The 24166-nt window shown below is 65.4% G+C and carries 19 protein-coding genes and 2 pseudogenes; 12 read left to right on the top strand and 9 right to left on the bottom strand.

What is annotated here, in order from left to right; all coding sequences use genetic code 11:
• The first annotated feature begins 40 nt into the window (after positions 1-40).
• From tagQ to ACSMEV_RS02350, 3 genes are all read left to right on the top strand, one after another.
• Positions 41-931, top strand: a complete 891-nt coding sequence (gene tagQ / locus ACSMEV_RS02360; protein WP_459207095.1) for a type VI secretion system-associated lipoprotein TagQ — start codon at positions 41-43, stop codon at positions 929-931.
• A 122-nt stretch (positions 932-1053) separates the two neighbouring features.
• Positions 1054-1956: an NAD synthetase gene (locus ACSMEV_RS02355; protein WP_459207094.1), complete on the top strand. Its 903-nt coding sequence runs from the start codon at positions 1054-1056 to the stop codon at positions 1954-1956.
• The gene (locus tag ACSMEV_RS02350) at positions 1953-2372 is read left to right on the top strand and encodes a hypothetical protein (RefSeq protein ID WP_459207093.1); all 420 of its coding nucleotides are present in this window, start codon (positions 1953-1955) and stop codon (positions 2370-2372) included. The genes ACSMEV_RS02355 and ACSMEV_RS02350 overlap by 4 nt, the downstream gene beginning before the upstream one ends.
• A 6-nt stretch (positions 2373-2378) precedes the next feature.
• Here the strand turns inward: ACSMEV_RS02350 and ACSMEV_RS02345 are convergent.
• From ACSMEV_RS02345 to ACSMEV_RS02330, 4 genes and pseudogenes are all read right to left on the bottom strand, one after another.
• Positions 2379-2969, bottom strand: a pseudogene (locus ACSMEV_RS02345) (methyl-accepting chemotaxis protein); the annotation flags it as partial.
• Positions 2970-3494: 525 nt separating this feature from the next.
• Positions 3495-4163 (bottom strand): annotated as a pseudogene (locus tag ACSMEV_RS02340) (PDC sensor domain-containing protein); the annotation flags it as partial.
• 322 nt (positions 4164-4485) lie between these two features.
• On the bottom strand, positions 4486-5856 hold the full coding sequence (locus tag ACSMEV_RS02335) for an ATP-binding protein (protein WP_459207092.1): 1371 nt from the start codon (positions 5854-5856) through the stop codon (positions 4486-4488).
• A 1-nt stretch (position 5857) separates the two neighbouring features.
• Positions 5858-6577 carry a response regulator gene (locus tag ACSMEV_RS02330; protein ID WP_459207091.1) on the bottom strand — a complete coding sequence of 240 codons (720 nt, stop codon included), beginning with the start codon at positions 6575-6577 and terminating at the stop codon, positions 5858-5860.
• Positions 6578-6719: 142 nt separating this feature from the next.
• Here ACSMEV_RS02330 and ACSMEV_RS02325 point away from each other — a divergent pair, with 142 nt between their 5' ends.
• On the top strand, positions 6720-9035 hold the full coding sequence (locus ACSMEV_RS02325) for a TonB-dependent siderophore receptor (protein ID WP_459207090.1): 2316 nt from the start codon (positions 6720-6722) through the stop codon (positions 9033-9035).
• 51 nt (positions 9036-9086) lie between these two features.
• On the opposite strand, the gene ACSMEV_RS02320 is transcribed toward ACSMEV_RS02325, so the two are convergent.
• Positions 9087-9731 (bottom strand): C40 family peptidase, encoded by a 645-nt coding sequence (locus tag ACSMEV_RS02320; RefSeq protein WP_459207089.1) that lies wholly within the window; start codon positions 9729-9731, stop codon positions 9087-9089.
• 169 nt (positions 9732-9900) lie between these two features.
• Here ACSMEV_RS02320 and ACSMEV_RS02315 point away from each other — a divergent pair, with 169 nt between their 5' ends.
• Positions 9901-10320, top strand: coding sequence for an NINE protein (locus ACSMEV_RS02315; RefSeq protein WP_459207088.1), 420 nt, complete (start codon positions 9901-9903; stop codon positions 10318-10320).
• Positions 10321-10374: 54 nt separating this feature from the next.
• Here the strand turns inward: ACSMEV_RS02315 and ACSMEV_RS02310 are convergent, their stop codons facing one another.
• From ACSMEV_RS02310 to ACSMEV_RS02300, 3 genes are all read right to left on the bottom strand, one after another.
• The gene (locus ACSMEV_RS02310) at positions 10375-11070 is read right to left on the bottom strand and encodes an SPOR domain-containing protein (protein WP_296266580.1); all 696 of its coding nucleotides are present in this window, start codon (positions 11068-11070) and stop codon (positions 10375-10377) included.
• A gap of 1 nt (position 11071) precedes the next feature.
• Positions 11072-12808 carry an arginine--tRNA ligase gene (gene argS, locus ACSMEV_RS02305; RefSeq protein ID WP_459207087.1) on the bottom strand — a complete coding sequence of 579 codons (1737 nt, stop codon included), beginning with the start codon at positions 12806-12808 and terminating at the stop codon, positions 11072-11074.
• Between the two features lie 120 nt (positions 12809-12928).
• Positions 12929-15148: a primosomal protein N' gene (locus ACSMEV_RS02300; RefSeq protein WP_459207086.1), complete on the bottom strand. Its 2220-nt coding sequence runs from the start codon at positions 15146-15148 to the stop codon at positions 12929-12931.
• Between the two features lie 170 nt (positions 15149-15318).
• Here ACSMEV_RS02300 and rpmE point away from each other — a divergent pair, with 170 nt between their 5' ends.
• From rpmE to ACSMEV_RS02285, 3 genes are all read left to right on the top strand, one after another.
• On the top strand, positions 15319-15534 hold the full coding sequence (gene rpmE, locus ACSMEV_RS02295) for a 50S ribosomal protein L31 (RefSeq protein ID WP_313741413.1): 216 nt from the start codon (positions 15319-15321) through the stop codon (positions 15532-15534).
• 2 nt (positions 15535-15536) lie between these two features.
• On the top strand, positions 15537-16358 hold the full coding sequence (locus tag ACSMEV_RS02290) for a thermonuclease family protein (protein ID WP_459208279.1): 822 nt from the start codon (positions 15537-15539) through the stop codon (positions 16356-16358).
• Positions 16359-16536: 178 nt separating this feature from the next.
• Positions 16537-17805 carry a malic enzyme-like NAD(P)-binding protein gene (locus ACSMEV_RS02285; RefSeq protein ID WP_459207085.1) on the top strand — a complete coding sequence of 423 codons (1269 nt, stop codon included), beginning with the start codon at positions 16537-16539 and terminating at the stop codon, positions 17803-17805.
• 89 nt (positions 17806-17894) lie between these two features.
• On the opposite strand, the gene ACSMEV_RS02280 is transcribed toward ACSMEV_RS02285, so the two are convergent.
• Complete coding sequence (locus tag ACSMEV_RS02280; protein ID WP_459207084.1) at positions 17895-20357, bottom strand: penicillin-binding protein 1A; 2463 nt, start codon at positions 20355-20357, stop codon at positions 17895-17897.
• Between the two features lie 181 nt (positions 20358-20538).
• On the opposite strand from ACSMEV_RS02280, the gene pilM reads away from it, so the two are divergent.
• The 4 genes from pilM to ACSMEV_RS02260 are packed head-to-tail and all read left to right on the top strand — an operon-like array spanning position 20539 to position 24164.
• Complete coding sequence (pilM, locus tag ACSMEV_RS02275) at positions 20539-21423, top strand: type IV pilus biogenesis protein PilM (protein ID WP_459207083.1); 885 nt, start codon at positions 20539-20541, stop codon at positions 21421-21423.
• Positions 21420-21959, top strand: coding sequence for a PilN domain-containing protein (locus tag ACSMEV_RS02270; protein ID WP_459207082.1), 540 nt, complete (start codon positions 21420-21422; stop codon positions 21957-21959). The genes pilM and ACSMEV_RS02270 overlap by 4 nt, the downstream gene beginning before the upstream one ends.
• A gap of 2 nt (positions 21960-21961) precedes the next feature.
• Entirely contained in the window at positions 21962-22945 is a 984-nt protein-coding gene (locus ACSMEV_RS02265) for a pilus assembly protein PilP (protein WP_459207081.1), read from the top strand.
• Positions 22893-24164, top strand: coding sequence for a type IV pilus secretin PilQ (locus ACSMEV_RS02260; protein WP_459207080.1), 1272 nt, complete (start codon positions 22893-22895; stop codon positions 24162-24164). Before ACSMEV_RS02265 ends, ACSMEV_RS02260 begins: the two co-directional genes overlap by 53 nt.
• Positions 24165-24166: the final 2 nt, after the last annotated feature.

Raw genomic sequence — 24166 nt, 5'->3', positions numbered from 1 at the left:
GAGGCTGGCCGGGCATCTAAAACCCAAGAGAGAACTGACCATGCTTTTCACCCGTAACCCGCTGTTCAACGTCACTCACGCCCGCAGCGCACTGCTGCTGGCTGCTGGCTTCAGCACCGTGTTGCTGTCGGGCTGCGCCACGTCGGCCGCCGACAAGGTCGGCGCCACCACCAAGGTCGAGTACTACCCCAGCTGCTACGAGCCGGTGCAGCACCTGCGCTCCACCGATGGCGACCTGACCAAGTCGGTCGCCACCGGCGCCATGCTCGGTGCCGTCGGCGGTGCGCTGGCCGGCGCGTTGACCGACAAGGACAACCGTGGCCGCAATGCCGCCATCGGCGCCGCCGGTGGCGCGTTGGCCGGTGGTGCGGCGGGTTACTACACCGAGCGTCAGAAGCAGATTAGCGACGACAAGCAGCGTATCGCTTCGTACGCCACGGACATCGATAAGAGCAGCGCCGACCTGGACCGCACCAGTGCCTACGCTCAGGCTTCGCAAACCTGCTACCAGCGCGAGTTCACCAACCTGATCCAGGGCCGCAAGGCCAATCGCATCGACGCCGCCGAAGGCCGCAAGCGCCTGGCCGAGATCGTCTCGGGCCTGCAGGAGTCGAACAACCTGCTGGCAGCCGTCAATGGTCGGGTCGGCGAAGACCTGAACAACTACACTCAGGCCTACGAGCAGGACCTCAAGCAGGTCGGCGTGCAACGCACCGACGTGGCCCAGGTTGCCAAGACCAACAAGGCCACCACGGCCAAGGCCAAGGCTGTGCCGAAAGAGGCGGTGAACACCGAGAAGACCCTGCAGCAGGCCAGCGCCAAGAAAGCCCAGGCCACTGCCGTGGCCAAGGCCGGCCAGAGCAAGGTCGAAGGCATGTGCCGCAGCGCCGATGTCGGCGACTGGGCTCCGGTGCCTTGCCCGAACGTGTAAGGGCGGATGCGCCGCGCCGCTTTCGGGCGGCGCACATCCTGCGGTGAGGGCGGATCGGTCTGCTCTCACCGGGCCTATGGTCGGCGCATGGCGCTGGCTGGAACCTTGCAAGGACATCTTCTGTGAACGGCTTGCTACCTGATTCACTGAATACCTTTACGCGATTTGGTGCGCGCCAGCGTGTCGAGTCGCTGATAAATCTGCCAAAGCTGTTTGCCGCCATCGATGCCGACCCAGCCATCGTCGGTGCAGGCGTCGTATATATCGATGCCGAGTTCAACATCGTCACCCTGCGCGAATTCCGACCGATCTGCAGCATTCGTCCCAAGCGGGTGGTTTTGCGTGAGATCAATAAGTACCACACACCCGATCAGTACACCGAGCAATTGCAGAACAATGCTCGGGAGTCAAAGGTCATCAAAGAGGCGGTGAACACCTCATTGGCCTGTGCTGGCGCGGTATTGGGCTGGATCGTCGTGGTTAGCGGTAGCATCGCCGCGCCCTTTTCCGCGGGTGCCAGCCTGGTACTTACCTATATCGGTACCGCTGCAGCCGCCGCCAGTACTGTGCAATGTATTGTCGGTGGTGTACGCACCGTGCGTGAGGTCACCGATCCTGCCGCCAACGACAGATTGGACAGCGAGGCATGGTACCAGTCAGCGTCGCTGGTGCTCGATGGCGTGTCATTGCTTGGCGTCGGCGCTTCGACGTTAACGACCATCAAGTACTTGAGGGTGTTGAAGGCCCAAACGGGTCGTAGTTGGTATGAACTGGGCAAGACCTTGAGCCGGCAGCAACGTAAAGCGCTCACCAACGAGCTTTTATCCCTCAAGTACCCTGAACTTACTGCTAAGCAATTGAAGCTGGCGCAAGCCGCTGGCACTTTGACCAAGCGCTATACCCCCACGCAAGTCAGCCATGCTACTCAAACGATGATTAAAGACTCGGTAAGCGCGTTGTTCGGGTTTGTCGGCAATAGTCAAATACAGAGTGTGGCAGTAGGTCTCTATGAGGAAATGGAATGAAGGTTACTGAGCTTTCTACATTCATGAGGCGGTACTTCCCTACATTTCTGGCGGGTTATTTCTCCGCACTATTCGGAATGGCCATCGTCACGGCGTTGTGGGGCAGCATTTATCGGCGCAGCGTACCTAATGCTGATCAATACGACGTGATTCTAGGTGCGGTATGGGCACTGGTCTGGTGTCTAGGCCACTTTGTAGTGGTGCGCGGCTACAGCTGGGGCATGTGGGTGAATTGCGCCGCCGTGGGCTTAGGTCTGCTATTGGGCCTGAGCGTACTGGGCTCAGGCCAGTTCCTCGTATTGTTGGGCATCGGCCTGGTGCTACAGCTGGTTTCACTACTGATCTTTAACAGCCGCCGCCACCGCGAGATGCGTGCCCGCCTGATCGAAATAGGCATCGAGCGCCGCCGCTCCTAGCAGTTGTCAGCCCCCACGACTCAACTCACCCAACCGACCCGAAATCGACTGCATGCCCTTGCCCAGCTCGCGCAATGCGTTGGCATCCCGCGCGCCCTGCTCGCTGGACGCGTGGATGCGCACGGCAAGCTCGTTGATCTCATGGGTCACATGGCTCTGCTCCTGGGCCGCCACGGCGATCTGCTGCGCGCGCTGGACGATGTCGTCGAAGCTTTTGACCGTCGTCCCCAAAGTGGATGCGACGCCGACCGCCTGCTGCACCGACGAGCGCGTGCGTTCGGCACCGTTCTGCATCGTGGCCACCGCCGAGCTGGACGCCTGACGCAGTTGCGCGATCATCTCCTGGATCTCGTTGGCAGAGGTTTGCGTGCGGCCGGCCAAGGTTCTGACTTCGTCGGCCACGACGGCGAAGCCACGCCCCTGCTCGCCGGCACGCGCCGCCTCGATGGCTGCGTTCAGGGCCAGCAGGTTGGTTTGCTGCGAGATGGACTTGATGACCTCCAGCACGCTGCCGACCCGTTCGATGTCCGCGCCCAGTTGCGTGATGGCATCGGCCGCGCCGGAGATGTCGGTGGCCAGGCCGCCGATGAACTCGCTGTTGGCGTTGACCTGGTTCTGGCTGTGCTGCGCCTCGCCCAACGAGCGCTGGGCCGTGTCGGAGCAATCGGAGGTATTGTGCGCGACCTCGTTGGCGCTGGCCGACATTTGCGTGATGGCTGCTGCCAGCAGGGTGTTGTCCTGCCGTTGCGCTTCCGCGCGCTCGGCCAGGCCGTGCGACAGCTGCGCCAGATCGTCGGCCTGGCGCTCCAGGGAGACGGCTTCTTCGGCGATGCGGTGCAGCATGTCGCGCAGCGAGCCGGCGTAGCGGTTGACCGAGCCGCGCAGTGCCCCGATTTCGTCGGCGCGCAGGATCTCCAGGCCTGCTCCGGCTTGGCCGCCCTGGCCCAAGGTATCGATCTGCCGAGTGGTTTCTTCGAGCTGCACCAACAGCCGTTTGCCGGCCAGCCAGGCGAGGCCGAGCAGGATGCCCATCAGCGGCAACAGGAACAGCAGGATCTGCGCGGTCAGGTGGTTCGCCAAGCCCACGACTCGGGATTCGGGTGTCACCAGGCCGATCCGCCAGCCCGTGCCTTCCATCGTCGCCAGCGTGACGTAGGCCGCCGTTTCCAAACGCGCGTCGTAGTCGAGCTTGAAGGTCGAGATGGTTGGCAACTGGCCTGCCAGGCGCTCGGCCACGGGTTTGAGCCAGTCTTGCTCCTGGCTCAAGGCGGCGACGGTCAGCAGCCCCTTGCCGGCTTTGGCATCGGGAAAGAACAGCACGTTGCCCGAAGCGTCGACCGCGAACGCATAGCCGTCGGTGATGCCGCCTTTTTCCTTGAGGAAGGTCGCCAGGCCATCGAGCTTCAGGTCGATGGTCGCGACGCCTGCGAAGGCGGCGCCGTTGCGGTAGGGCACGCTGCAGGTGGTCATCGCCACGCCGCTCACCGCGTCCTGGTAGGCATCCGACCAGACGCAGCGACCGGGCGCCGTGGCCTTGACCCCGGTGTACCAGGACTCCGCCTGATAGGGCGGCGTACCGGCATTGTTGTACTCGTCGGAAAAGATCAGCTCGTTGCCGGCGTTGCGCGCCCAGAAGAAGCTGCGCCGTTCGGTACCCGCCTCGAAGGCGTTGGGCTCCGGCCAGATGCCGCCGCCTGCGATGGCCGCATTGCCTTGGCTGTCGATGATGCCCGGCAGGTTGCTTTGGAAAAGGGCGACGTCGTGGGGCAGGGTCTGGGCCAGCAGCGCCATGGCCGAGGCGGTGCCTTCGATGCGGCTCAGCGGCAGCGCCAACTCGTTGGTCAGGGCCTTGGCCGACTGCTCGGCCGCCTCGGTTCCGGCCGCCAGCAATCGGGGTTTGCCGCCCAGGGTAATCACCGTGAAGATCGCGACCGCGGTGAGGGCCAGCAGGGCCAGGATGGCCAACGTCATGCGCTGCGAGATACGGACAGGAATCAAGGTCATCGTGAGGCCCCGAAAGTGGCGGTTGGCTAATGGGCTATCGGCGGTGCCTGGAGAGACTTGAACAAGGGTGTCGCGTTTGGATAAGTGCAGTGGCGTGTGTCGTTGCCCGCTACGCCACCGGCAACCACACACTGACCCGCAACCCACCGCCCGCGCGGTTTTCCACCTGCAAGCCGCCGCCATGGCTGCCCGCAATCCGCTGCACGATGCTCAGGCCCAGTCCGTAACCGCCCAAGGCCTGGCTGCGCGAGGCTTCGCCGCGCACGAACGGATCGGCGATGGTCGCCAGCAACTCAGGCGCGATGCCTGGCCCTCGATCCTCGACATGGACGTACACCGCCTCGGCATCGCGTTCGAGCCGCACCGACACGTGGCTGGCGTAGCGCAAGGCATTGCCCAGCAGGTTCTGCAGGCAGCGTTGCAGCATCAGCACGTCGGCCCGCACCAGGCCGGCTTGGCCGTGGACGGGGAGGGGTTCCGCGTCGCTGGCCAGCTCCGCGCACTGCCGTGCGACCAAACGGTCCAGGTCCACGTCCTGCCACTGCAATCGCTCACCTGCGTGCAGGTAATCGAGCACTTGCTGGATCATGTCGTCCATCTGCGCGATGTTGTGCCGCAAGCGCGCCTTGTCGGTGCCCTCGGGCAGCCGCTCCAGGCGCAGGCGCATGCGCGTCAACGGGGTGCGCAGGTCGTGGGAGACGGCGGCGAGGAAATAGGCTTTGTCGTTGACCATGGCGATCAGCCGCTGCTGCATGACGTTGAACGCGTACGCGGCCTGGCGCACTTCCTGCGGCCCCTCCAGCGGCAGCGGCGCCTGCTCCAGGTCGTCGCCCAGCCCGCGTGCGGCCTCGGCCAGGCGCCGCAGCGGGCGCAGGCACAGGCGCACCGCCACCAGGCACACCAGCAGCACCGCGACGATGCGCAGGGCATACACCCGCAGCACGTAGTCGCTGATCAGCACCCAGGCCGACTCACCGCTCCAGCCCTGCATCTCCTGACCGTCGATGGTCAGCCAATGGCCATCGGCCAGGGGGACGGCGAACTGGATATGCGCCTGCGCGGTGCGCAGGCCGAACAGGCTGCGCCACACCAGTGGCTGGCCCAATTCGTCGGTCAGTCGCACCTTGAGCAGCCGTGCGTGCTGGCTGTGCCCCAGCTCGACGCGCAAGGCCTGGTGCAGCAGTAGTTCGATGCGCCGTCGCCCACGGCGCTCGTCCACCGGCACTTCGGGCGGCGCTTCGGTGCAGCGCAGCCGGTAGCCGCGCGGCACCTGGATCGGGTCGGCATGGCACTGCGCCTGGGCGATCAGCGGCGCGCTGCGCGCGGCCATCAGCCGGACCGGCGCCTCCAGCACCTGGGCGAAACGCACGTCGAACCAGATGCTGCTGGACATCAACTGCACCAGCAGCGTGCCGCTGACCATGATCAGCAGCAGTTGGCCGAACAGCGTGCCCGGCCACAGCCGGCGCAGTCGGCGCACCTCAGGCGCCTGCGCCGCTGCGCTCGAGGCTGAGCAGGTAGCCTTCGTTGCGGATGGTGAGGATCTGCGCCGCCGCGCCTGGCGCCTTGCGCAGGTACTGGCGCAGGCGGCTGACGCACATGTCCACCGAGCGGTCGTCGGGCAAGTGGTCGCGGCCGAAGGCGCTGCGCGTCAGGTGGTCGCGCGAGACCACGCGGTTGTTCGCCTCGAGCAGTTCGCACAGCACCCGGTAGTCGGAGCGCGGCAGGCTCAGGGCCTTGCCGTCGGGGCAGGTCAGCACGCGCTTGACCGGGTCGAGGCTGAAGCCGGCGAAGGCCTGCACCTGGGTCACCGTTTCCGGCGCCTGCGCCTCCAGGCGCTGCGGGCGGCGCAGCACGGCCTTGATGCGGGCGATCAGCTCGCGCGGCTCGAAGGGCTTGCCGAGATAGTCGTCGGCGCCCACTTCCAGGCCGATGATGCGATCGAACGCGCTGCCCTTGGCCGACAGCATGATCACCGCCAGCCCCGGCTGGGCCTGCAACTGCCGACACAGGCTCAGGCCATCCTCGCCGGGCAGCATCAGGTCGAGCACCACCAGGCGCACGGGGTGCGCGGCCAGGTGCTGGCGCATCTCGTCGCCGTTGGCGGCGGCGAGCACCTGGTAGCCGGCGTCGCTGAGGTAGTCGCACAACAGTTCGCGGATCTCGTCGTCGTCGTCGACGACCAGCAATGTCGTAGCCATCAAGTCAGTCCCTGTGTTTGGAGGAGCGCCTGGCGCTGCCCGTTACGTTCGATTACATACGCGTACAAAGCGAATATGGAGTGGAGAGGGCAGGTGCCTAGAATCGCAGCCAAAATTATCTGCGAATAAGACGCTTTCCCAAATGACACTCAAGAGCATCATCACGCCAACGACCTGTTCCCGCTTGGAGGGCAAGCGTCTGACGCCGCTCGCCCTGGCCGTCGCCCTTGGCATCTCCGCCAGTGCCTTGGCCGCCGAACCCGCCGTGCTCGAACTCGACGCCACCACCATCGACGACAGCGCCCTGCGCGCCGACCCCAGCGGGCAGCTAGGGTACACCGTCGAGAGCACCCGTAGTGCCACCGGCCTCAGCTTGACCCCCCGGCAGACGCCGCAATCGGTCACCACCATCACCCGCCAGCAGATGCAGGACCGCGACATCCACAGCATCGAGCAGGCTCTGGAAACCACACCGGGCGTCAGCGTCAGCAAGATGGAAGTGGGTGGGCGCACCGAGTTCCGCGCGCGGGGTTATGGCGTCACCAACTGGAAGGTCGACGGCCTGCAGTTTCCCGGCGGCACCGACTTCAGCGGTGGCGGCGCGGCGCTGAACACCGACCTGTACGAGCGCATCGACATCGTGCGCGGCGCCAACGGCCTGCTCGGCGGCACCGGCGACCCCTCGGCCACGGTCGACCTGATCCGCAAGGCACCGACCCGCACCTTCGGCGGCAGCGCCTACGCCACCTATGGCAGCTGGGACCGCCGCCGCCTGGGCGCCGACCTCAACCTGCCGCTGTCCGAAGACGGCCGTTTGCGTTCGCGCTTCGTGGTCACCCAGCAAGAGGCCAATTCGTTCCGCGACAACCAGTCCGAGCGCTCCCGTGCGGCGCTGGCCAACTTCGCCTTCGACCTCGACGATGCCACCACCCTGGGCGCGGGCTTCCAGTACGAGTACAGCAAGACGGTGGGCAGCGGTTGGGGGGCGAACATCCCGATCTGGTACGGCGACGGCAGCAAGACCGACCTGCCGCGCAGCACCAACCTGGTGCCCAGCTGGAGCTATGGCGAAGTCGATACGCGGACCGCCTTCGCTTCCTTGCAGCATCGCTTCGACAACGACTGGACCCTCGACCTCAAAGGCTCGCAGAGCACCATCGATGCGGTGGGGCAGCGTGGCCTGGCCAAGGTCAACTCGGTTAAATCTGGCGAATACGGCGGCTACTGGAACCAGGACGGCAGCGGTGCGGTGCTCAACGGCTTGTACAGCTCGACCGACACCACCCAGCAGAGCGCGCAGGTCGATCTGTCAGGGCCGTTCCAGTTGCTGGGCCGCAGCCACCAGGCCATGTTCGGCTACAGCGACAGCCGTACCGTGGCCTGGTCCCCGCAGTACAAATGCAACTGGCTCAGCAGTGCAGGCTTGGGGAAGGACAACGTCGGATGCATGTACCGCGCCGATGTGGTCTCGAACAAGCCAAGCCGCGCCTTGCCGATCAGCAACTGGCACGACGGCGTGGACGACGACTTCGCCCTGCTGGTATCCAGAACTGGCCTGCACAGCAAGACCACCACGCGCCTGCAAGGGCTCTACGCCGCCACGCGCCTGAGCATCACCGAGCCGCTGTCGGTGATCGTCGGCGCGCGCACCAGCGACTATTCGGCGACCACCCGCGACGTCAACGGCGGGCGCAGCAGCCAGCGCAACGGTGGCGTGGTCACGCCTTACCTGGGCGCGGTCTACGACATGGACGACACCTATTCGCTGTACGTCAGCTACACCGATATCTTCACCCCGCAGACCCAGGAAACCGCCAGTGGTGGCAGGGTCGAGCCGATCCGTGGGCAGAGCTACGAAACCGGTGTCAAAGGGGCGTGGTTCGACGGGCGTCTGAATGCGTCCGCTGCCTACTTCCTGACCAAACAGGAGAACAAGGCCGTGATGGACGGCGACCTGACCACGCCGACCAACGCGCAGGCCTACAAAGCCGGCACCGGCCAGGAAACCGATGGCATCGACCTGGAACTGGCGGGCTCGCTGACGCCGGACTGGAACGTCTACGCCGGCTACACCTACCTGCATTTCCGCCGCGTCGACAGCGACGGCCGGCAAGACCCGTCGCACCTGTTCAAGGCCTCGACCACCTACCGCTTGCCTGGCCCGCTGCAGCGTCTGACCCTGGGCGCCGGCGTCACCGCGCAAAGCAACATCCGCGCGCTGTCTTCGCCGGCAGGGCGGCCGGTCGATGGCGTCAGCCGCGGCAGCACGGACGTGAACTGGTCGGGCTATGCGATCTGGAATGCGCTGGCCAAGTACCAGGTCACCGACGACACCAGCGTCAGCCTCAATGCCAACAACCTGTTCGACAAGCACTACTACAGCCGTTACGGCTTCTACGCCGGCGCCATCTATGGCGACCCGCGCAGCCTGTCGCTGACGGTGAACACTTCGTTCTGACGCAAACGAAAATGGCCCGCAGAAGCGGGCCATTTTCTTGTTTCCACAGACTCAGCGCTTGGCGACCCGCAGGTCCTGGCTGTTGAGCGGCTCTTTGGGCAGAACGCGCTTGGCGACGACGTAATGCTGCTGCCAGTAGGGCTTCTTCAAGGTATCGATGCTCACCTTCTTGCCACGGCGTGGTGCGTGGATGAAGCGGTCGTTGCCCAGGTAGATGGCCACATGGTTGACGCGACGGCTCTTGATGTTGAAGAAGATCAGGTCGCCGGGCTTGAGGTCGCTTTTCGCCACTTTCACGCCATGCCCTTGGGCCATGGCGCTGGAGGTGCGCGGTAGATCGACGTTGGCCACGTCGTTGAAGGCGTACTGCACCAGGCCGCTGCAATCGAAGCCCTTCTTCGGGCTGCTGCCGCCCCAGCGATAGGGCGTGCCGATGACGTTGACGGCGCGGCTGAGCACGGCGCTGCTTTGCTTGGGGGCGACGGCGGCGGTGGTCAGGCCCTGTGCCTTGCCGCTGACCGGGCGGGCACGAAAGGCGGTGACATGCTTGACCTGAGGACGTTTGACCGCAGTGCTTGCGCTGTGCACGGTTTGGCCGGTAAAGCCGTTGGGAAGACGTTGCTCACGGTTGGTGGCGTGGGCGGCCAGGGGTAATAACAGACAGAGGGTCAGCCATGTCTTGAAAAAAGTTGGCATAGATGAAGCTCATATGAAAAGTTGTATTGATTGGCGCGCAACTTTATAACAGCTTTTTCCTCCAACCTGACCCCGTTGGTCGAATCGGACACTACCGTCTGTCGGTCATCCCGAAAAAAGTCACAACTTTTTTTAGAAAATTTTTTGCATAAGCGGCGAGGTTCAACGAATGAATGGTTATGGAAACGGGCAGCCAGCCCATGACACCCACAGCAAAGTGCTGGGCTACCTGCTGTGGATCTTCGGTTTTCTGGGGTCGCACCGCTTCTATTACGGCAAACCGGTCACGGGCGTGATCTGGTTCTTCACCTTCGGGCTGCTGGGCATCGGCTGGCTGATCGACCTGTTCCTGATTCCGTCGATGGACCGCGAGGCCGACCTGCGCTTCGTGCCGGGGCGGGTGGATTACAGCGTGGCCTGGTTGCTGCTGACCTTCCTGGGCTTCTTCGGCGTGCACCGTTTGTATCAGGGCAAATGGATCACGGCGCTGATCTACCTGTGCACCGGCGGTCTGTTCTTGCTGGGCGTGCTGTACGATTTCCTGACGCTGAACCGACAGATTTCCGAGCTCAACGCCCGCCGCGGCTAAAGCGGTCACGTAGAAAAAAGGCCTTGTCTGCATGTGCGGACAAGGCCTTTTTCGTTACTGGCGGATCTGCCTTTGCTGCAACAGCAAATTGCTGAAGCCGGCGCCGCCCAACTGCTTCTGCGCCACGGTCAGTTGTTCGCGGTTGCTGAACGGTCCGACCAGCACGCGGTACCAGGTCTCTTCCTTGACCGTGCCCGACTCCACCTTCACCGCCTGGCCGAGCAGGATGATCTGCGCGCGCACCTTGTCGGCATCGGCCTGCTTGCGGAACGAGCCGGCCTGCAGGAAGTACTGGGTGGTCGCGGCCGGCTTGAGCACGGGCGGGGCGGGCGGTGGCGTCTGCCCCGACAGCGCGGCCTGGGCGCGGGCGGTGTCGATTTTCGCCGCTTCGGTCGGCGTCACCGGGGTGACCGGTTGCGCCGGCACCGGCGGGGTCTTCTCCGGCACCGCTTCGGGCGGCACGATCACTTCCGATTCAGGCAGCAGGGTATAGAAGTCGTACTTGGGCTTGACCGGTTGCTGCGGCGACGGTGCGGTCTGGTTGGCCTCGGCGGTCTTGCTCGGCTTCTGCTGCTCGGGCTTGGCGCGCTGGATGTCACCCGAGCCCGGCTCGAGCTTCATCAGGAACACCACGAAGGCACCGATCGACAGGCCGACCGCCAGCCAGATCCAACCTGGGATCGGCTTCTTGCTCGGCGCTTGCTGACGGCTGGCGCCGCGCTTGGGGGCGGGTTTCTTCTTGGCAGCCAAGTTACATGCGCTCCAGGGTTTCCAGGCCAAGCAGTTCGAGGCCCTGTTTGAGGATGCGACCGGTGAGGGCGGCCAGGCGCAGGCGGCTTTGCTGTTGCTCGGCGGTGTCGGCCGAGAGGATCGGGCAGTTTTCGTAGAAGCTGGAGAACAGCCCGGCGATGTCGTACAGGTAGCTGCACAACACGTGCGGTGTGCCTTTGTCGGCCACGCTGTTGAGCACTTCGCCGAACTGCGCCAGACGTGCGGCCAGCTCCTGCTCGTGCGGCGCTTGCAGGACGATGGTGCCGGTGATTTCTTCGAAGCCCTTGCCCAGCTTGCGGAATACGCTGGCCACGCGGGTGTAGGCGTACAGCAGGTACGGCGCAGTGTTGCCGTCGAAGTTGAGCATCAGTTCGAAGTTGAAGCTGTAGTCGCTGGTGCGGTGCTTGGACAGGTCGGCGTACTTCACCGCGCCGATGCCCACCACTTCGCCGATGCGACGCAGTTCGTCTTCGGGCAGCGTCGGGTTCTTGTCCTTGACCAGGGCGTAGGCGCGCTCCTTGGCTTCGTTGAGCAGGTCGATGAGCTTGACCGTGCCGCCGTCGCGGGTCTTGAACGGACGGCCGTCGGCGCCGTTCATGGTGCCGAAGCCCATGTGCTCCATGCGCATCGGGTGACCGACGAAGCCTGCGCGGCGCGCCACTTCGAACACTTGGTTGAAGTGCAGCGCCTGGCGCTGGTCGACGAAGTACAGCGCGCGGTCGGCCTTGAGCACGTTGCTGCGGTAGCGCACGGCGGCAAGGTCGGTGGTGGCGTACAGGTAGCCGCCGTCGGCCTTCTGCACGATCACCGGCAGGGGGTCGCCTTCGGCGTTCTTGAATTCGTCGAGGAACACGCACTGCGCGCCCTGGTTCTCCACCAGCAGGCCGCTGTGCTTGAGGTCGGCGACCACATTGGCGAGGTCGTCGTTGTAGGCGCTTTCGCCCATGACGTCGGCCATGCTCAGCTTGACGTTGAGCAGCTCGTAGGTCTTCTGGCAGTGCGACAGCGAGATGTCCTTGAAGCGCGTCCACAGCGCCAGGCAATCGGCGTCGCCGGCTTGTAGCTTGACCACCAGGCTGCGCGCGCGGGTGGCGAATTCTTCCGATTCGTCGAAGCGTTTCTTCGCCGCGCGGTAGAAGTTTTCCAGGTCCGACAGCTCGTCGCTGGTGATCGGGTTTTCTTCCAGGTAGGCCAGCAGCATGCCGAACTGCGTGCCCCAGTCGCCGACGTGGTTCTGGCGGATCACCCGGTCGCCGAGAAATTCGAGGATGCGCGCCACGCTGTCGCCGATGATGGTCGAGCGCAGATGGCCGACGTGCATTTCCTTGGCCAGGTTCGGCGCCGAGAGATCGACCACCACTTTTTCCGCAGGGCCGCTCTTGCGCACGCCCAGGTGCGCGTCGGCCAGCGCGGCGTCCAGGCGGTTGGCCAGGGCGGCGGTGTTCTGGAAGAAGTTGAGAAAGCCGGGGCCTGCGATTTCGACCTTGCTGACGTCGTCGCTGGCCGGCAGCGCCTGGATCAGCTTTTCCGCCAGGTCGCGCGGCTTCAGGCCCGCAGGCTTGGCCAGCATCATGGCGATGTTGCTGGCGAAGTCGCCGTGGGTCTTGTCGCGGGCGTTTTCCACCTGGATCGCCGGCGACAACCCTTCAGGCAGCACACCGTCGGTGACGAGTTGGGTGAGGGCTTGCTGGAGCAGCTGGCGGATGGTGTCTTTCATCGGGATCTCTTTTCGACCGCAAGCGCGGCGGGGCGCTTGGAGGCGCGGGTGGAAAAACTGCGCATTATCCGTGGCTCGGCGCGGGTTGCCAACCTCTGGCGGGCAACCGCTCGGCGGCGTTCAGTACAGGTCGACCGGGTCGACGTCCAGCGACCAGCGCACCTGGCGCCCGCTCGGCAGTTGTTCGATCTGTGCCAGCCAGGCGCTGAGCAGGCGGTGCAAGGCCGAGCGGCTGGCGGCCTGCACCAGCAGCTGCGCGCGGAAACGCCCGGCTCGGCGTTCCATGGGCGCCGGCACCGGGCCGAGCAGTTCCAGGCCCGCCTGCGGATACTGCGCCAGCCAAGCCTCGGCGGCGCTGCAAGCTTGGTCGAGGAAGCCCTCGGCCTGGCCCGGCTTGTGCGCTTCGGCGCGCAGCAGGGCCAAGTGCGAGAACGGCGGCAGGCCCGCGGCGCGACGCTCGCTCATGGCCTGTTCGGCAAAGGCGAAATAACCCTGTTCGGTGAGCTGCACCAGCAGCGGGTGTTCGGCCAGATGGGTCTGGATGATCACCTTGCCCGGCTCTTCGGCGCGCCCGGCGCGGCCGGCCACTTGCAGGATCAGTTGCGCCATGTGCTCGCTGGCCCGGAAATCGCCGGAGAACAGCCCGCCGTCGGCGTTGAGCACGGTCACCAGGGTGACGCGCGGAAAGTGGTGCCCCTTGGCCAGCATCTGGGTGCCGACCAGGATGCTCGGCTGGCCACGGCCGATGGTGGTGAACAGCGCCTGCATGGCGTCCTTGCGCGCGGTGCTGTCGCGGTCGACGCGCAGCACCGGGAAATCGGGGAACAGCACTTTCAGGCGCTCTTCGGCGCGCTCGGTGCCGGCGCCGATGGGGCGCAGGTCGACGTGGTCGCACTGCGGGCACTGGTGCGGCAGGCGCTCTTCGTGGCCGCAGTGATGGCAACGCAGCATGGCCGAGCGCTGGTGCACGGTCATGCGCGCGTCGCAGCGCGGGCAGCCCGACAGCCAGCCGCAGTCATGGCACAGCAGGGTCGGGGCGAAGCCGCGGCGGTTGAGGAACACCAGCACCTGCTGGCCGGCTTCCAGGGTTTGCCGGATGGCCTGTTGCAGCGGCCCGCTGATGCCGCTGTCCAGCGGCAGGCTGCGCACGTCCAGGCGCAACAGGCGTGGCTGCTTGGCGCCACCGGCGCGTTGCTGCATGCGCAGCAGGCCGTAGCGGCCGGTGTGGGCGTTGTGCAGGCTTTCCAGCGACGGGGTGGCCGAGCCGAGCAGGATCGGCACCTGTTCCTGGTGCGCGCGCACCACCGCCAGGTCGCGGGCGTGGTAGCGCAAGCCTTCCTGCTGTTTATAGGAGCCGTCGTGCTCTTCGTCGATGATGATCAGGCCCGGATTCTTCATCGGCGTGAACAGCGCCGAACGCGTACCGATGATGATGTCGGCCTCGCCGTCGCGCGCTGCTAGCCAGGCGTCCAGCCGTTCGCGGTCGTTGACTGCCGAGTGCAGCAGGGCGATGCGTGCATTGAAGCGCTGTTCGAAGCGCGCCAGGGTCTGCGGCCCCAGGTTGATCTCCGGGATCAACACCAGCGCCTGCTTGCCGGCTTCCAGGGTCTCGCGGATCAGTTGCAGGTAGACCTCGGTCTTGCCGCTGCCGGTCACCCCGGCCAGGAGAAACGCATGGAAAGCGCCGAAGCTCGAACGCACGGCATCGAACGCGGCCTGTTGCTCGGGGTTGAGCGCCAGTTCCGGTTGCGCCAGCCAGTGTTCGTGGCGCGGGGCCGGACCTTGGCGCCGTACTTCCACCTCGACCAGGGCCTTGGCCAGCAGCAGGTCGAGGCTGTCCTTGTTCAGCTTGAGCTTGCTCAGCAGGCCGTGGGCCACGCCATGGGGGTGTTGGGCGAGGGTTTGCAGGGCCTCGCGCTGGCGTGGGGCGCGGGCGATGCGCGGGTCGTCGAGGCTGGCGCCGGGCGCGGCATGCCAGAAGCGCTCTTGGCGCGCCTGCGCCGCTTCGCCCTGGCGCAGCAGGTTGGGCAAGGCCCAGTTGAAGGTGTCGCCCAGACTGTGCTGGTAATACTGGGCGGTCCACAGGCACAGCCGGAAGAACGCCGGTGGTAGCGGCGAGACCTCGTCGAGCAGGGCGCTGGCCGGCTTGAGCTTGTCGGTCGGCACCTCGGTGCGGTCGGTGACCTCGACCAGCACGCCGATCATCTCGCGCCGCCCGAACGGCACGCGCACGCGCATGCCGGGGGCGAGGGACTGCTTGGCCATGCGCGGCGGCGCTTGGTAGTCGAACAGACGGCGCAGCGGCGAGGGCAGGGCGATGCGCAGGATGACGTCGGACACGCGGGAGGTCTCTGGGAGGGGGTGTAACAGAATGCAGCGAGCCTAGCAGACGACCGCCGGTGCAAGCGACAACTTGCGCTCATCCGTCGCTCTGGTATTATTCGCCGCCTAATTACGTGCGGTATTCAACAATGGTGTTGGGTGGCGGCACGCAGCTCGAGGAAATGACGATGAAAGAAAATATCCATCCGAATTACGAAGCAGTTGCAGTCACTTGCAGCTGCGGCGCGAAGTTCGAAACCCGTTCGACCCTGGCCAAGCCTCTGGCGATCGACGTTTGCTCGTTGTGCCACCCGTTCTACACCGGTAAGCAGAAAGTGCTGGACACCGGTGGTCGCGTACAGAAGTTCGCAGATCGCTTCGGCATGTTCGGTGCCAAGAAGTAAGACTGCGTATGGCGAAGCCCTCGGGATTCGCGTCGTGGCAGAAAAAGGCGTCCCTGGTGGGCGCCTTTTTTGTGGGCGCGTTTTGGCAGTGCGCGGCGCTGGCACTCTGTCCGAGCCCCGTTGCGGCTACCACGTACAAGGTCGCGCAGGTCGTCGATGGCGACACGTTGCGCCTGGGCAACGGCCGCAGCGTGCGTCTGATCGGCATCAACGCGCCGGAGCTGGGCCGTGCCGGGCGCGCCAGCCAACCCTATGCCGAAGCCGCCAGGCGTCGCCTGGCGGCGCTGGTCGAGGCCAACGGTGGAGCGGTGAGGCTGGTGCGCGGGGCCGAAGCCCGTGACCGCTATGGTCGACTGTTGGCCTACGCCTACGGGCGCGATGACGACAATCTGCAAGCGCGGCTGCTGCGCGAGGGCTTGGGTTACCACACGGCCATCGCGCCCAATGGCCGTTTCGCCACCTGCCTGGCGCACGCCGAACGAGCCGCGCGCCGTGCTCGTCTCGGCCTGTGGCAGGGCAGCCCAGTGCTGCCGGCGCGGTCGCTGCGGCGTTCGGGCTTCGCCTTGGTCAAAGGCCGGGTGACACAGGTGCGGCGCAGCAACGGTGCGGTTTCGCTGCTGCTCGACGACACCCTGCGCGTGCGCCTTCCCGCCCGTCTGCTGCGCACTGCACCGCGCGGCATTGTGAATAACTTCGAGGGGCGTACGCTGGAAGTGCGTGGCTGGATCACCCGCACGCGGCAGACACTGGGCACGGCATCGGGCAAGCTCCGCTGGCAGGTGCTGGTCAGCGATTGGAGCATGCTCGAACATGCGCCTGGCTAGAAATTTGTAGACACTGATTCGCTAAATTGTACACACTCCCCAGCTCGTCCACCGTGGGGCCTAGCGCAAAGTCGTAGATCGAGGGCCTTGACAGTCGTGACCGGGCAGTCTTGTCGCTCCCAGGCACATTGCGTATCCTCGGCGGCCCGTCAGAACAGTTAATAGCGGAATGCCTACAATGTCAGATCTTAAAACCGCCGCTCTCGAATACCATGCCCAGCCCCGTCCGGGAAAACTGAGCGTCGAGCTCACCAAGCCCACCGCCACCGCCCGCGACCTGGCGCTGGCCTACAGCCCAGGTGTGGCTGAACCGGTACGCGAAATCGGCCGTGACCCGGAGCTTGCCTACAAGTACACCGGCAAAGGCAATCTGGTCGCCGTGATCTCCGATGGCACCGCCATTCTCGGCCTGGGCGACCTCGGCCCGCTGGCGTCCAAGCCGGTCATGGAAGGCAAGGGTGTTCTGTTCAAGCGTTTTGCCGGGATCGATGTGTTCGACATCGAAGTCGAGTCGGAAAGCCCGCAGGCCTTCATCGACACCGTCCGTCGCATCTCCATCACCTTCGGCGGCATCAACCTCGAAGACATCAAAGCCCCCGAGTGCTTCGAGATCGAGAAGACCCTGATCGAGCAGTGCGATATTCCGGTTTTCCACGACGACCAGCACGGCACTGCCATCGTCACCGCAGCCGGCATGATCAACGCTCTGGAAATCGCGGGCAAAACCCTCGAAGAAGCGCAGATCGTCTGCCTGGGTGCCGGCGCCGCCGCCATCTCCTGCATGAAGCTGCTGATCAGCATGGGCGCCAAGGTCGAAAACATCTTCATGATCGACCGTAGCGGCGTGATCCATGCCGGCCGTAGCGACCTGAACCAGTACAAGGCGCAGTTCGCCCACGCGACCGACAAGCGCACCCTGGCCGATGCCCTGCAAGGCGCCGATGTCTTCGTCGGCCTGTCCGGCCCGAACCTGCTGAGCCCCGAAGGCCTGAAGTCGATGGCGGCCAACCCGATCGTGTTCGCCTGTTCGAACCCCGATCCGGAAATCAAGCCGGAGCTGGCCCACGAAACCCGCAGCGACGTGATCATGGCCACCGGGCGTTCCGACTACCCGAACCAGGTCAACAACGTCCTGGGCTTCCCCTTCATCTTCCGTGGTGCCCTGGACGTTCGCGCCAAGCGCATCAACGAAGACATGAAGATCGCCGCCGCCATCGCCCTGAAAGACTTGGCCAAACAGCCCGTGCCCAAGGAAGTCTGCGATGCCTATGGCGTCGACGCTCTGGAGTTCGGCCGTGAGTACATCATTCCCAAGCCGATGGACCCACGCCTGATCACCCTGGTATCCGATGCCGTGGCCAAGGCTGCCATCGAATCGGGCGTCGCGACCCTGCCGTATCCGAAGCACTACCCGCTCAAGAGCGTGGACGACGTGTTCAACGGCTGATCCTGCGGCACAAAAAAACCGGCTCCCATGAGCCGGTTTTTTTGTGCCTGGACTAGCGCCCTCGAGCGGGCGCTAGTCGGTGCCTGCCTTTAGAACAGGTCCATCGGCGTCGCTTCATCCGCCGGCAGCGGGCTGCCGGGCGCGGCGCCGTTGCCCAGTTCGTCGCCGTTGGGCGGCGAGTCTTCGGCCTTGAACAGCTCGTAATAGGCGTTTGGCGTGCTGGCCGAAGCAGCGCGGCCGCTGACCGGATCGACGCGCAGGCTCATGATGCCAGGCGGCTCGGCCGGGGCATGGCTGGGCTTGTCCTTGAGCGCGGCGCCCATGAACTTCATCCAGATCGGCAGCGCCGCCGTACCGCCGTATTCGCGGCGGCCCAGGCTTTCGGGCTGGTCGAAGCCGACCCAGACGGTGGTCATGTAGTCGGCGTTGTAGCCGGAGAACCAGGCGTCCTTGGACTCGTTGGTGGTGCCGGTCTTGCCCGCCAGGTCCGTACGGCCCAGCGCCAGTGCGCGGCGGCCAGTGCCGCGCTTGATGACGTCCTGCAGCATGCTGGTAAGGATGTAGGTGGTGCGGCCATCGACGATGCGCTCGGCCACGGCCGGCGCGCCGGGCGCGGCGATGGCGGCTGCGCCTTCACCCGTGGCGGTGGGCGCTTCGCCCGGCAGGCCCGTGGTGTCGATCGGCTGCTCGGGCGCGGCGATGCCGGCCTGGTCTTCGGCGCCTTGCGGTACCCGCGGCGGGTTGGCGGTGAACAGCGTTTCGCCGCTGCGGCTGTCGATGCGCTCGATCAGGTACGGGCTGATCTTGTAGCCGCCGTTGGCGAAGGTGCTCCAGCCGGTGGCGATTTCCAGCGGCGTCAGCGTGGCGGTGCCCAGGGCCAGCGACAAATTGCGTGGCAGGTCCTGCTTGTTGAAGCCGAAGCGGGCGATGTAGTCGATGGTGCGGTCCACGCCCATGGCTTGCAGCAGGCGGATCGACACCAGGTTGCGCGACTTGTACAGGGCCTCGCGCATGCGGATCGGGCCGAGGAAGGTGTTGGTGTCGTTCTTCGGCCGCCAGACCTTGTCGACCGATTCGTCGACGAACACGATCGGCGCGTCGTTGACCAGGCTGGCGGCGGTATAGCCGCTGTCCAGCGCCGCGCTATAGACGAAGGGCTTGAAGCTCGAGCCCGGCTGGCGCTTGGCCTGGGTGGCGCGGTTGTAGTTGCTCTGCTCGAAGGAGAAGCCGCCGACCAGCGCACGGATGGCGCCGTTGGTCGGGTCGAGCGATACCAGCGCGCTCTGCGCCACGGGCACCTGACTGAATTTCAAGCTGCCATCGGTCAGGCGCTGCACGCGCACCAGGTCGCCGACCTGGGCGACGTCGGCCGGCGCTTGCGGTGCGCGGCCCTGGGCGTTGGTGTTGATGTAGGGGCGCGCCCATTTCAGCCTGTCCCACGCGATGTGCTCGTCGCGGCCGGTGCGGGTCATGACGGTCAGGCCGGTCTTCTCGACCTGGGTGACGATGGCCGCTTCCAGGCCGCCCAAGGTGCGCTGCTTGCCCAGTTCGGTCAGCCATTCGCTGCGGCTCTTGCCCGGGAAACGGGCGGCCGGGCCGCGGTAGCCGTGGCGCTCGTCGTATTCGGAGAGGCCGTCGAGCACGGCGCGGCTGGCCATGTCCTGCATGTCGCTGGAGACGCTGGTGGTGACGCGGAAACCTTCGGTATAGGCGTCGCTGCCATAGCGGCCGACCATTTCGGCACGGGCCATCTCGGCGATGTACGGCGCGTACACCTCAGGCGTCGGCACGTGGTAGCTGGCGTTGAGCGGCTCGGCCAGGGCGTTCTGGTAGCTGGTCTGGTCGATTTTGCCCAGGCGGTACATGCGCCCAAGGATCCAGTCGCGGCGCTCTTTGGCACGCACCGGGTTGGCCAGCGGGTTGAAGCGCGACGGGGCCTTGGGCAGGCCGGCGATCATGGCCATCTGCGCCAGGCTGACGTCGCGAATCGATTTGCCGTAATAGACCTGCGCGGCGGCGTCGATGCCGTAGGCGCGGTTGCCCAGGTAGATCTTGTTGACGTACAGCTCGAGGATCTCGTCCTTGGTCAGCTCGCGTTCGATCTGCAGGGCCAGGAGGATTTCGTTGGTCTTGCGCGAGAAGCTGCGCTCGCTGGTGAGGAAGAAGTTCTTCGCCACCTGCATGGTGATGGTGCTGCCGCCGGTCTGGATGTGCCCGGATTTGAGCAGCTGGGTGGCGGCGCGCATCAGGCTGGCCGGGTCTACACCATAGTGGTTGAGGAAATTGTCGTCCTCGGCTGACAGAAGCGCCTGGATGAACTGTGGGGGAATTTCCGCAAAACGGATCGGAGAGCGCCGCATTTCGCCGAATTCGGCAATCAGCTTGTCGTCGCTGCTGTACACCCTCAGGGGGATCTGCAACTGGATGCTTCTCAGCGATTCGACCGACGGGAGGTTGGGACTAAGATACAGAAACGCGCCGCTCAGACCGAGCACGAGCGAACAGGTCACTGCAACGAAAGACCACCAGCAGAACTTCAACAGGCGTATCAAGGCTTTGGGGTGTCCAGGTTGAGGGATGGGTTGCGCGCACCGGCGGACAGGGAAAAAACGCCGCGCATTATAAGCATTTTTCGCTTGACCGGGTGACCGCCCGGGCGGTCTGCGGGTCAAGCCGAGCCGCATCATCGGCCCCGGTGGATGGGCGCCGCACCGACTATAAAAGGAAATAGCAATGCTTGGACGCATAGGCAGGGATGCCAGTTCACCCTTGGCGGTACAAATCGCCCCCGATTCCATACGAATCCTGCAATTGAGCCGCCGTCGCGGCCGCCCCAGGGTCAGTGCCTGGGCGTTCGAACCCTTGGATCGACCGGCCCCGGCCGTTGGCGCCGAACCGTGCCTCGCGGCCCTTGAAGCACCGCTGCGGCGGGCGGTGCAACGCTGCGCCAGCCGGCAGCGCCGGGTGGCCATGGCGCTGTCGGCGGGGCAGGTGATGTGCAAACGGTGCGTTCTGCCCGCCGATCTGCACGAGGACGCCCTCGAGCGGCAACTGCTGGCCCAGGCCGAGCAATTGTTTCCCGTACCGCTGGACGACTTGGCGCTGGACTTCCAGGTGCTCGGGCCGGCCGTTACGCCCGGCGAGCTGGACGTTCTCGTCGCCGCCTGTCGGCAAAGCGTGCTGGACCCGTTCGAGCAACTGTGCGCATCGGCCGGCTTGCAGATGGTGGCCATGGAGATCGACAGCCTGGCGTTGCGCCGCCTGATGCCCGCGCGTGACGGGGCGCTCCTGGCGCTGGAAAGGGGCAGCGTCGTCCTGTACAGCTGGCCGGAGGCCGCGGCCCCCGTGCATCGGTGTCTGATCCAGTCGCCGTTCGACCTGGACGACATGGCCTGGCGCGCACACCTGGGACACGTGCTGGGTAGCGATGCACGCCGCCTGTACCTGACCGGCGCCCTGGCCTCGGGCGATCTTGCCAGGCGACTGGCGGTTGAACTGGGAATGCCGTGCGAACCGCTCGCGCCCCTGCAGGGCATCGACCTCGGTGCGGACATGGACGAGGCCCAGGTGGGGTGCATGGCGTTGCCCTACGGCTTGGCACTGGGAGGTTTGCGATGAGCGTGCGTTTGAATCTCATGCCGTGGCGCGAGCGCCGACGCGCGGCGGCGGTACGGCGTTTCCAGGCGTCGTTGCTGGGCAGCGCTGTGGCAGCGCTGGCAGTGGTACTGGTGGTCGATCAACTGGCCCAGGCACGCCTGCGCGAACAGCTCTCGGCCAATCTGGCCCTGCGTTCGCAGGTGGAGGCCGCCGAACAGCCGTTGCGCCAGCTCGACGAGGTGTTGGAGTCGCGTGCACAGGTCGAGCGGCGGCAGGCCGCGCTGGTTCGGCTCAGGGTGGGCCAGCAGGCGGTGCCTAGTGTGTTGGCCGCGCTGGAGCAGACGGCGCCAGTCGGCCTGCAAGTGAGTGGGCTGCGTGTGCAGGAAGACCAACTGACCTTGACCGGGCTAGCGGCCAATGCGGCACTGGTCGCGCGACTGGTGCGCGACATGCAGCGGCTGGCGGTGTTGCGCGATGTCGAGGTCAGGCACATCCGTAGCAGCGTCGAGGGCGATCGTTTCGAGCTGGTGGCCAGGCTGCCGCTGCAAGGCTCATGAAAATGGCACTGCCGTTGGACTGGCCGGCGCTGGCGACCCTGCACGGGGCGCTGCGGGCCGGGCTGGTGGTTGGGCTGGTGCTGCTGATCGCGCTGGGCGGCTATTGGGCACACCTGTACGGCTTGCAGGTGGCCATCGACCAGGCACGCGTCGAAGCCGACGAACTGGATCAGCGCCAGGCCCAGATCGGCATCCGCCTGCAGCACTTGGCCCAGGAGCGGCAACACCTGGAACAGGCCCAGGCGCACTTGCAGGACATACGCTGGCGGCTGGCGGCAGGTGAGGAGGTTGGCGATCTGGTCGAGCGCCTGACCCTGGCCGCGCACGAGCATGGATTGCTGTTCGAGCAGATTGGCGTCACGCCCCAGCCGCCTGCCGACGAGTACCGCCGCGCTTTGCTGCAAATACGCATGCGCGGCGCCTATCCCGCGCTACGCACTTGGTTGGATGACTGGCTGGCGCAGAGGCGCGTGCTGCGCATGCGCACGCTGGAGTTGGCTCAGACGGCACCGGCCGGTCGGCAAATCGAGGCGAAGCTCGAGGTGGAGCTGTTCGATCCAGGTGAAGACCTCCCCGTGCCGCGTTCGGTGGCCCATGAGCCGGCGCGCGTCGGCACGCAGACGGCCGCGCGCGACCTGTTCGCGCCGTGGTCTGCCCAGCAGCAGTCGGGCCTTGACCTCGCCCAAGTGCCGCTGGAGCAGATCGAAATGGTCGGCAGCCTGCTACAGGGCGGGCGACGTCATGCGCTGCTGGCCTCGGCGGGACGCTTGTACCGAGTGGCTCTTGGCGACCGTCTGGGCCGGCACGGGGGCAAGGTGGTGGCGCTGGAAGAGCGGCATGTGCGGGTGCGCAAGCGGCTGCATGTCGGCGACGCCTGGCAGGAGCGCAGCAGGACGCTGTCGCTTCGTAACGTTGCAGCGCAAGGAAAGGACGATGTCGAAGACAAGGATGGGATGGGCGCTGGCCTGGTTGCTGGCGATCGCTAGTGTGCAAGTGGCCAGGGCCGACGACGAGCGGCTGACGCTGAACTTCCAGGACATCGAGGTACGCTCGGTGCTGCAAGTCCTGGCCGAGCACGCCGGCGTCAACCTGGTGGCCAGCGACAGCGTGCAGGGGCGCATCACCCTGCGTCTGGAGCAGGTGCACTGGGATCAGGCGCTGGATCTGGTGCTGCGCAGCAAGGGATTGGGCCGACGCCAGGAGGGCAATGTGCTGTTGGTGGCGCCCACAGCGGAACTGATCGAGCAGGCCAAGGAGGCGCGTCTGGGTCAGGTGCTGGAGGCGCAGGTGCAGCCCATGCAGCGCGAACTGCTGCCGATTCGCCATGCCAATGCCGCAGACCTCGCCGACCTGCTGCTGACGACGTTGGCAAGCGAGCCTGAGGAGGCCGCCGCTGGCAGCCTGAACGTCGATGTGCGCACCAACACGCTGATCCTCCATCAACCTGCCGAGCGCATGGAGGCGCTGCGTTCGCTGATCGCGCGGCTCGACGTGCCGGTGCGGCAGGTCATGATCGAAGCGCGCATCGTCGAGGTCAGCGTGGACCACGAGCAGGGGCTCGGCGTGCGCTGGGGCGGCGGCTTGTACAAAGCCGATGTGCGGCCTGGCAAGGAGCTGTTCGTCGACCTGGGTGTGCAGCGGCCGGCAGCCGTGTTGGGCGTGGGTTTGCTGCGCAGTGACATCCTGCTCGATCTGGAATTGAGCGCCATGGAAAGGAACGGCACCGCCGAGATCATTTCCCAGCCCAAGGTGTTCACCGCCGACAAAGAGACGGCGCGCATCCTCAAGGGCACCGAGGTGCCTTACCAGGAGACCAGCAAGAGCGGCGCGACTTCGACCGCGTTTCGCGAGGCCTCGCTGTCGTTGGAAGTCACGCCGCAGATCACGCCCGACGGCAGCGTCATCATGACCGTGCGGGTGACCAAGGACGAGCCGGATTTCGTCAACGCCTTGAATAACGTACCGCCGATCCGCAAGAACGAAGTCAATGCCAAAGTTCGTGTGGCCGATGGCGATACGGCTGTGATTGGCGGTGTATATTCGACCTCGCAAAACAAAACGGTCGACAAGGTGCCATTTCTCGGCGATCTGCCGTATGTTGGGCGGCTGTTTCGACGCGATGCATTACAAGAGAAAAAATCCGAGCTGCTGGTCTTTCTGACTCCGCGTATCATGGGAGACCAGGCGATTGCTGTGAGTCGTTGATT

It is taken from the genome of Pseudomonas sp. MLB6B (assembly GCF_054508135.1).
This window is presented reverse-complemented; position numbering and strand designations above follow the sequence as displayed.

Coding starts and splice junctions, on each gene's coding strand:
- tagQ (WP_459207095.1), top strand. CDS start 41: ATGCTTTTCACCCGTAACCCGCTGTTCAACGTCACTCACGCCCGCAGC.
- ACSMEV_RS02265 (WP_459207081.1), top strand. CDS start 21,962: ATGGCACTGCCGTTGGACTGGCCGGCGCTGGCGACCCTGCACGGGGCG.
- pilM (WP_459207083.1), top strand. CDS start 20,539: ATGCTTGGACGCATAGGCAGGGATGCCAGTTCACCCTTGGCGGTACAA.
- ACSMEV_RS02285 (WP_459207085.1), top strand. CDS start 16,537: ATGTCAGATCTTAAAACCGCCGCTCTCGAATACCATGCCCAGCCCCGT.
- ACSMEV_RS02350 (WP_459207093.1), top strand. CDS start 1,953: ATGAAGGTTACTGAGCTTTCTACATTCATGAGGCGGTACTTCCCTACA.
- argS (WP_459207087.1), bottom strand. CDS start 12,808: ATGAAAGACACCATCCGCCAGCTGCTCCAGCAAGCCCTCACCCAACTC.
- ACSMEV_RS02260 (WP_459207080.1), top strand. CDS start 22,893: ATGTCGAAGACAAGGATGGGATGGGCGCTGGCCTGGTTGCTGGCGATC.
- ACSMEV_RS02270 (WP_459207082.1), top strand. CDS start 21,420: ATGAGCGTGCGTTTGAATCTCATGCCGTGGCGCGAGCGCCGACGCGCG.
- ACSMEV_RS02330 (WP_459207091.1), bottom strand. CDS start 6,577: ATGGCTACGACATTGCTGGTCGTCGACGACGACGACGAGATCCGCGAA.
- ACSMEV_RS02315 (WP_459207088.1), top strand. CDS start 9,901: ATGAATGGTTATGGAAACGGGCAGCCAGCCCATGACACCCACAGCAAA.
- ACSMEV_RS02320 (WP_459207089.1), bottom strand. CDS start 9,731: ATGCCAACTTTTTTCAAGACATGGCTGACCCTCTGTCTGTTATTACCC.
- rpmE (WP_313741413.1), top strand. CDS start 15,319: ATGAAAGAAAATATCCATCCGAATTACGAAGCAGTTGCAGTCACTTGC.
- ACSMEV_RS02325 (WP_459207090.1), top strand. CDS start 6,720: ATGACACTCAAGAGCATCATCACGCCAACGACCTGTTCCCGCTTGGAG.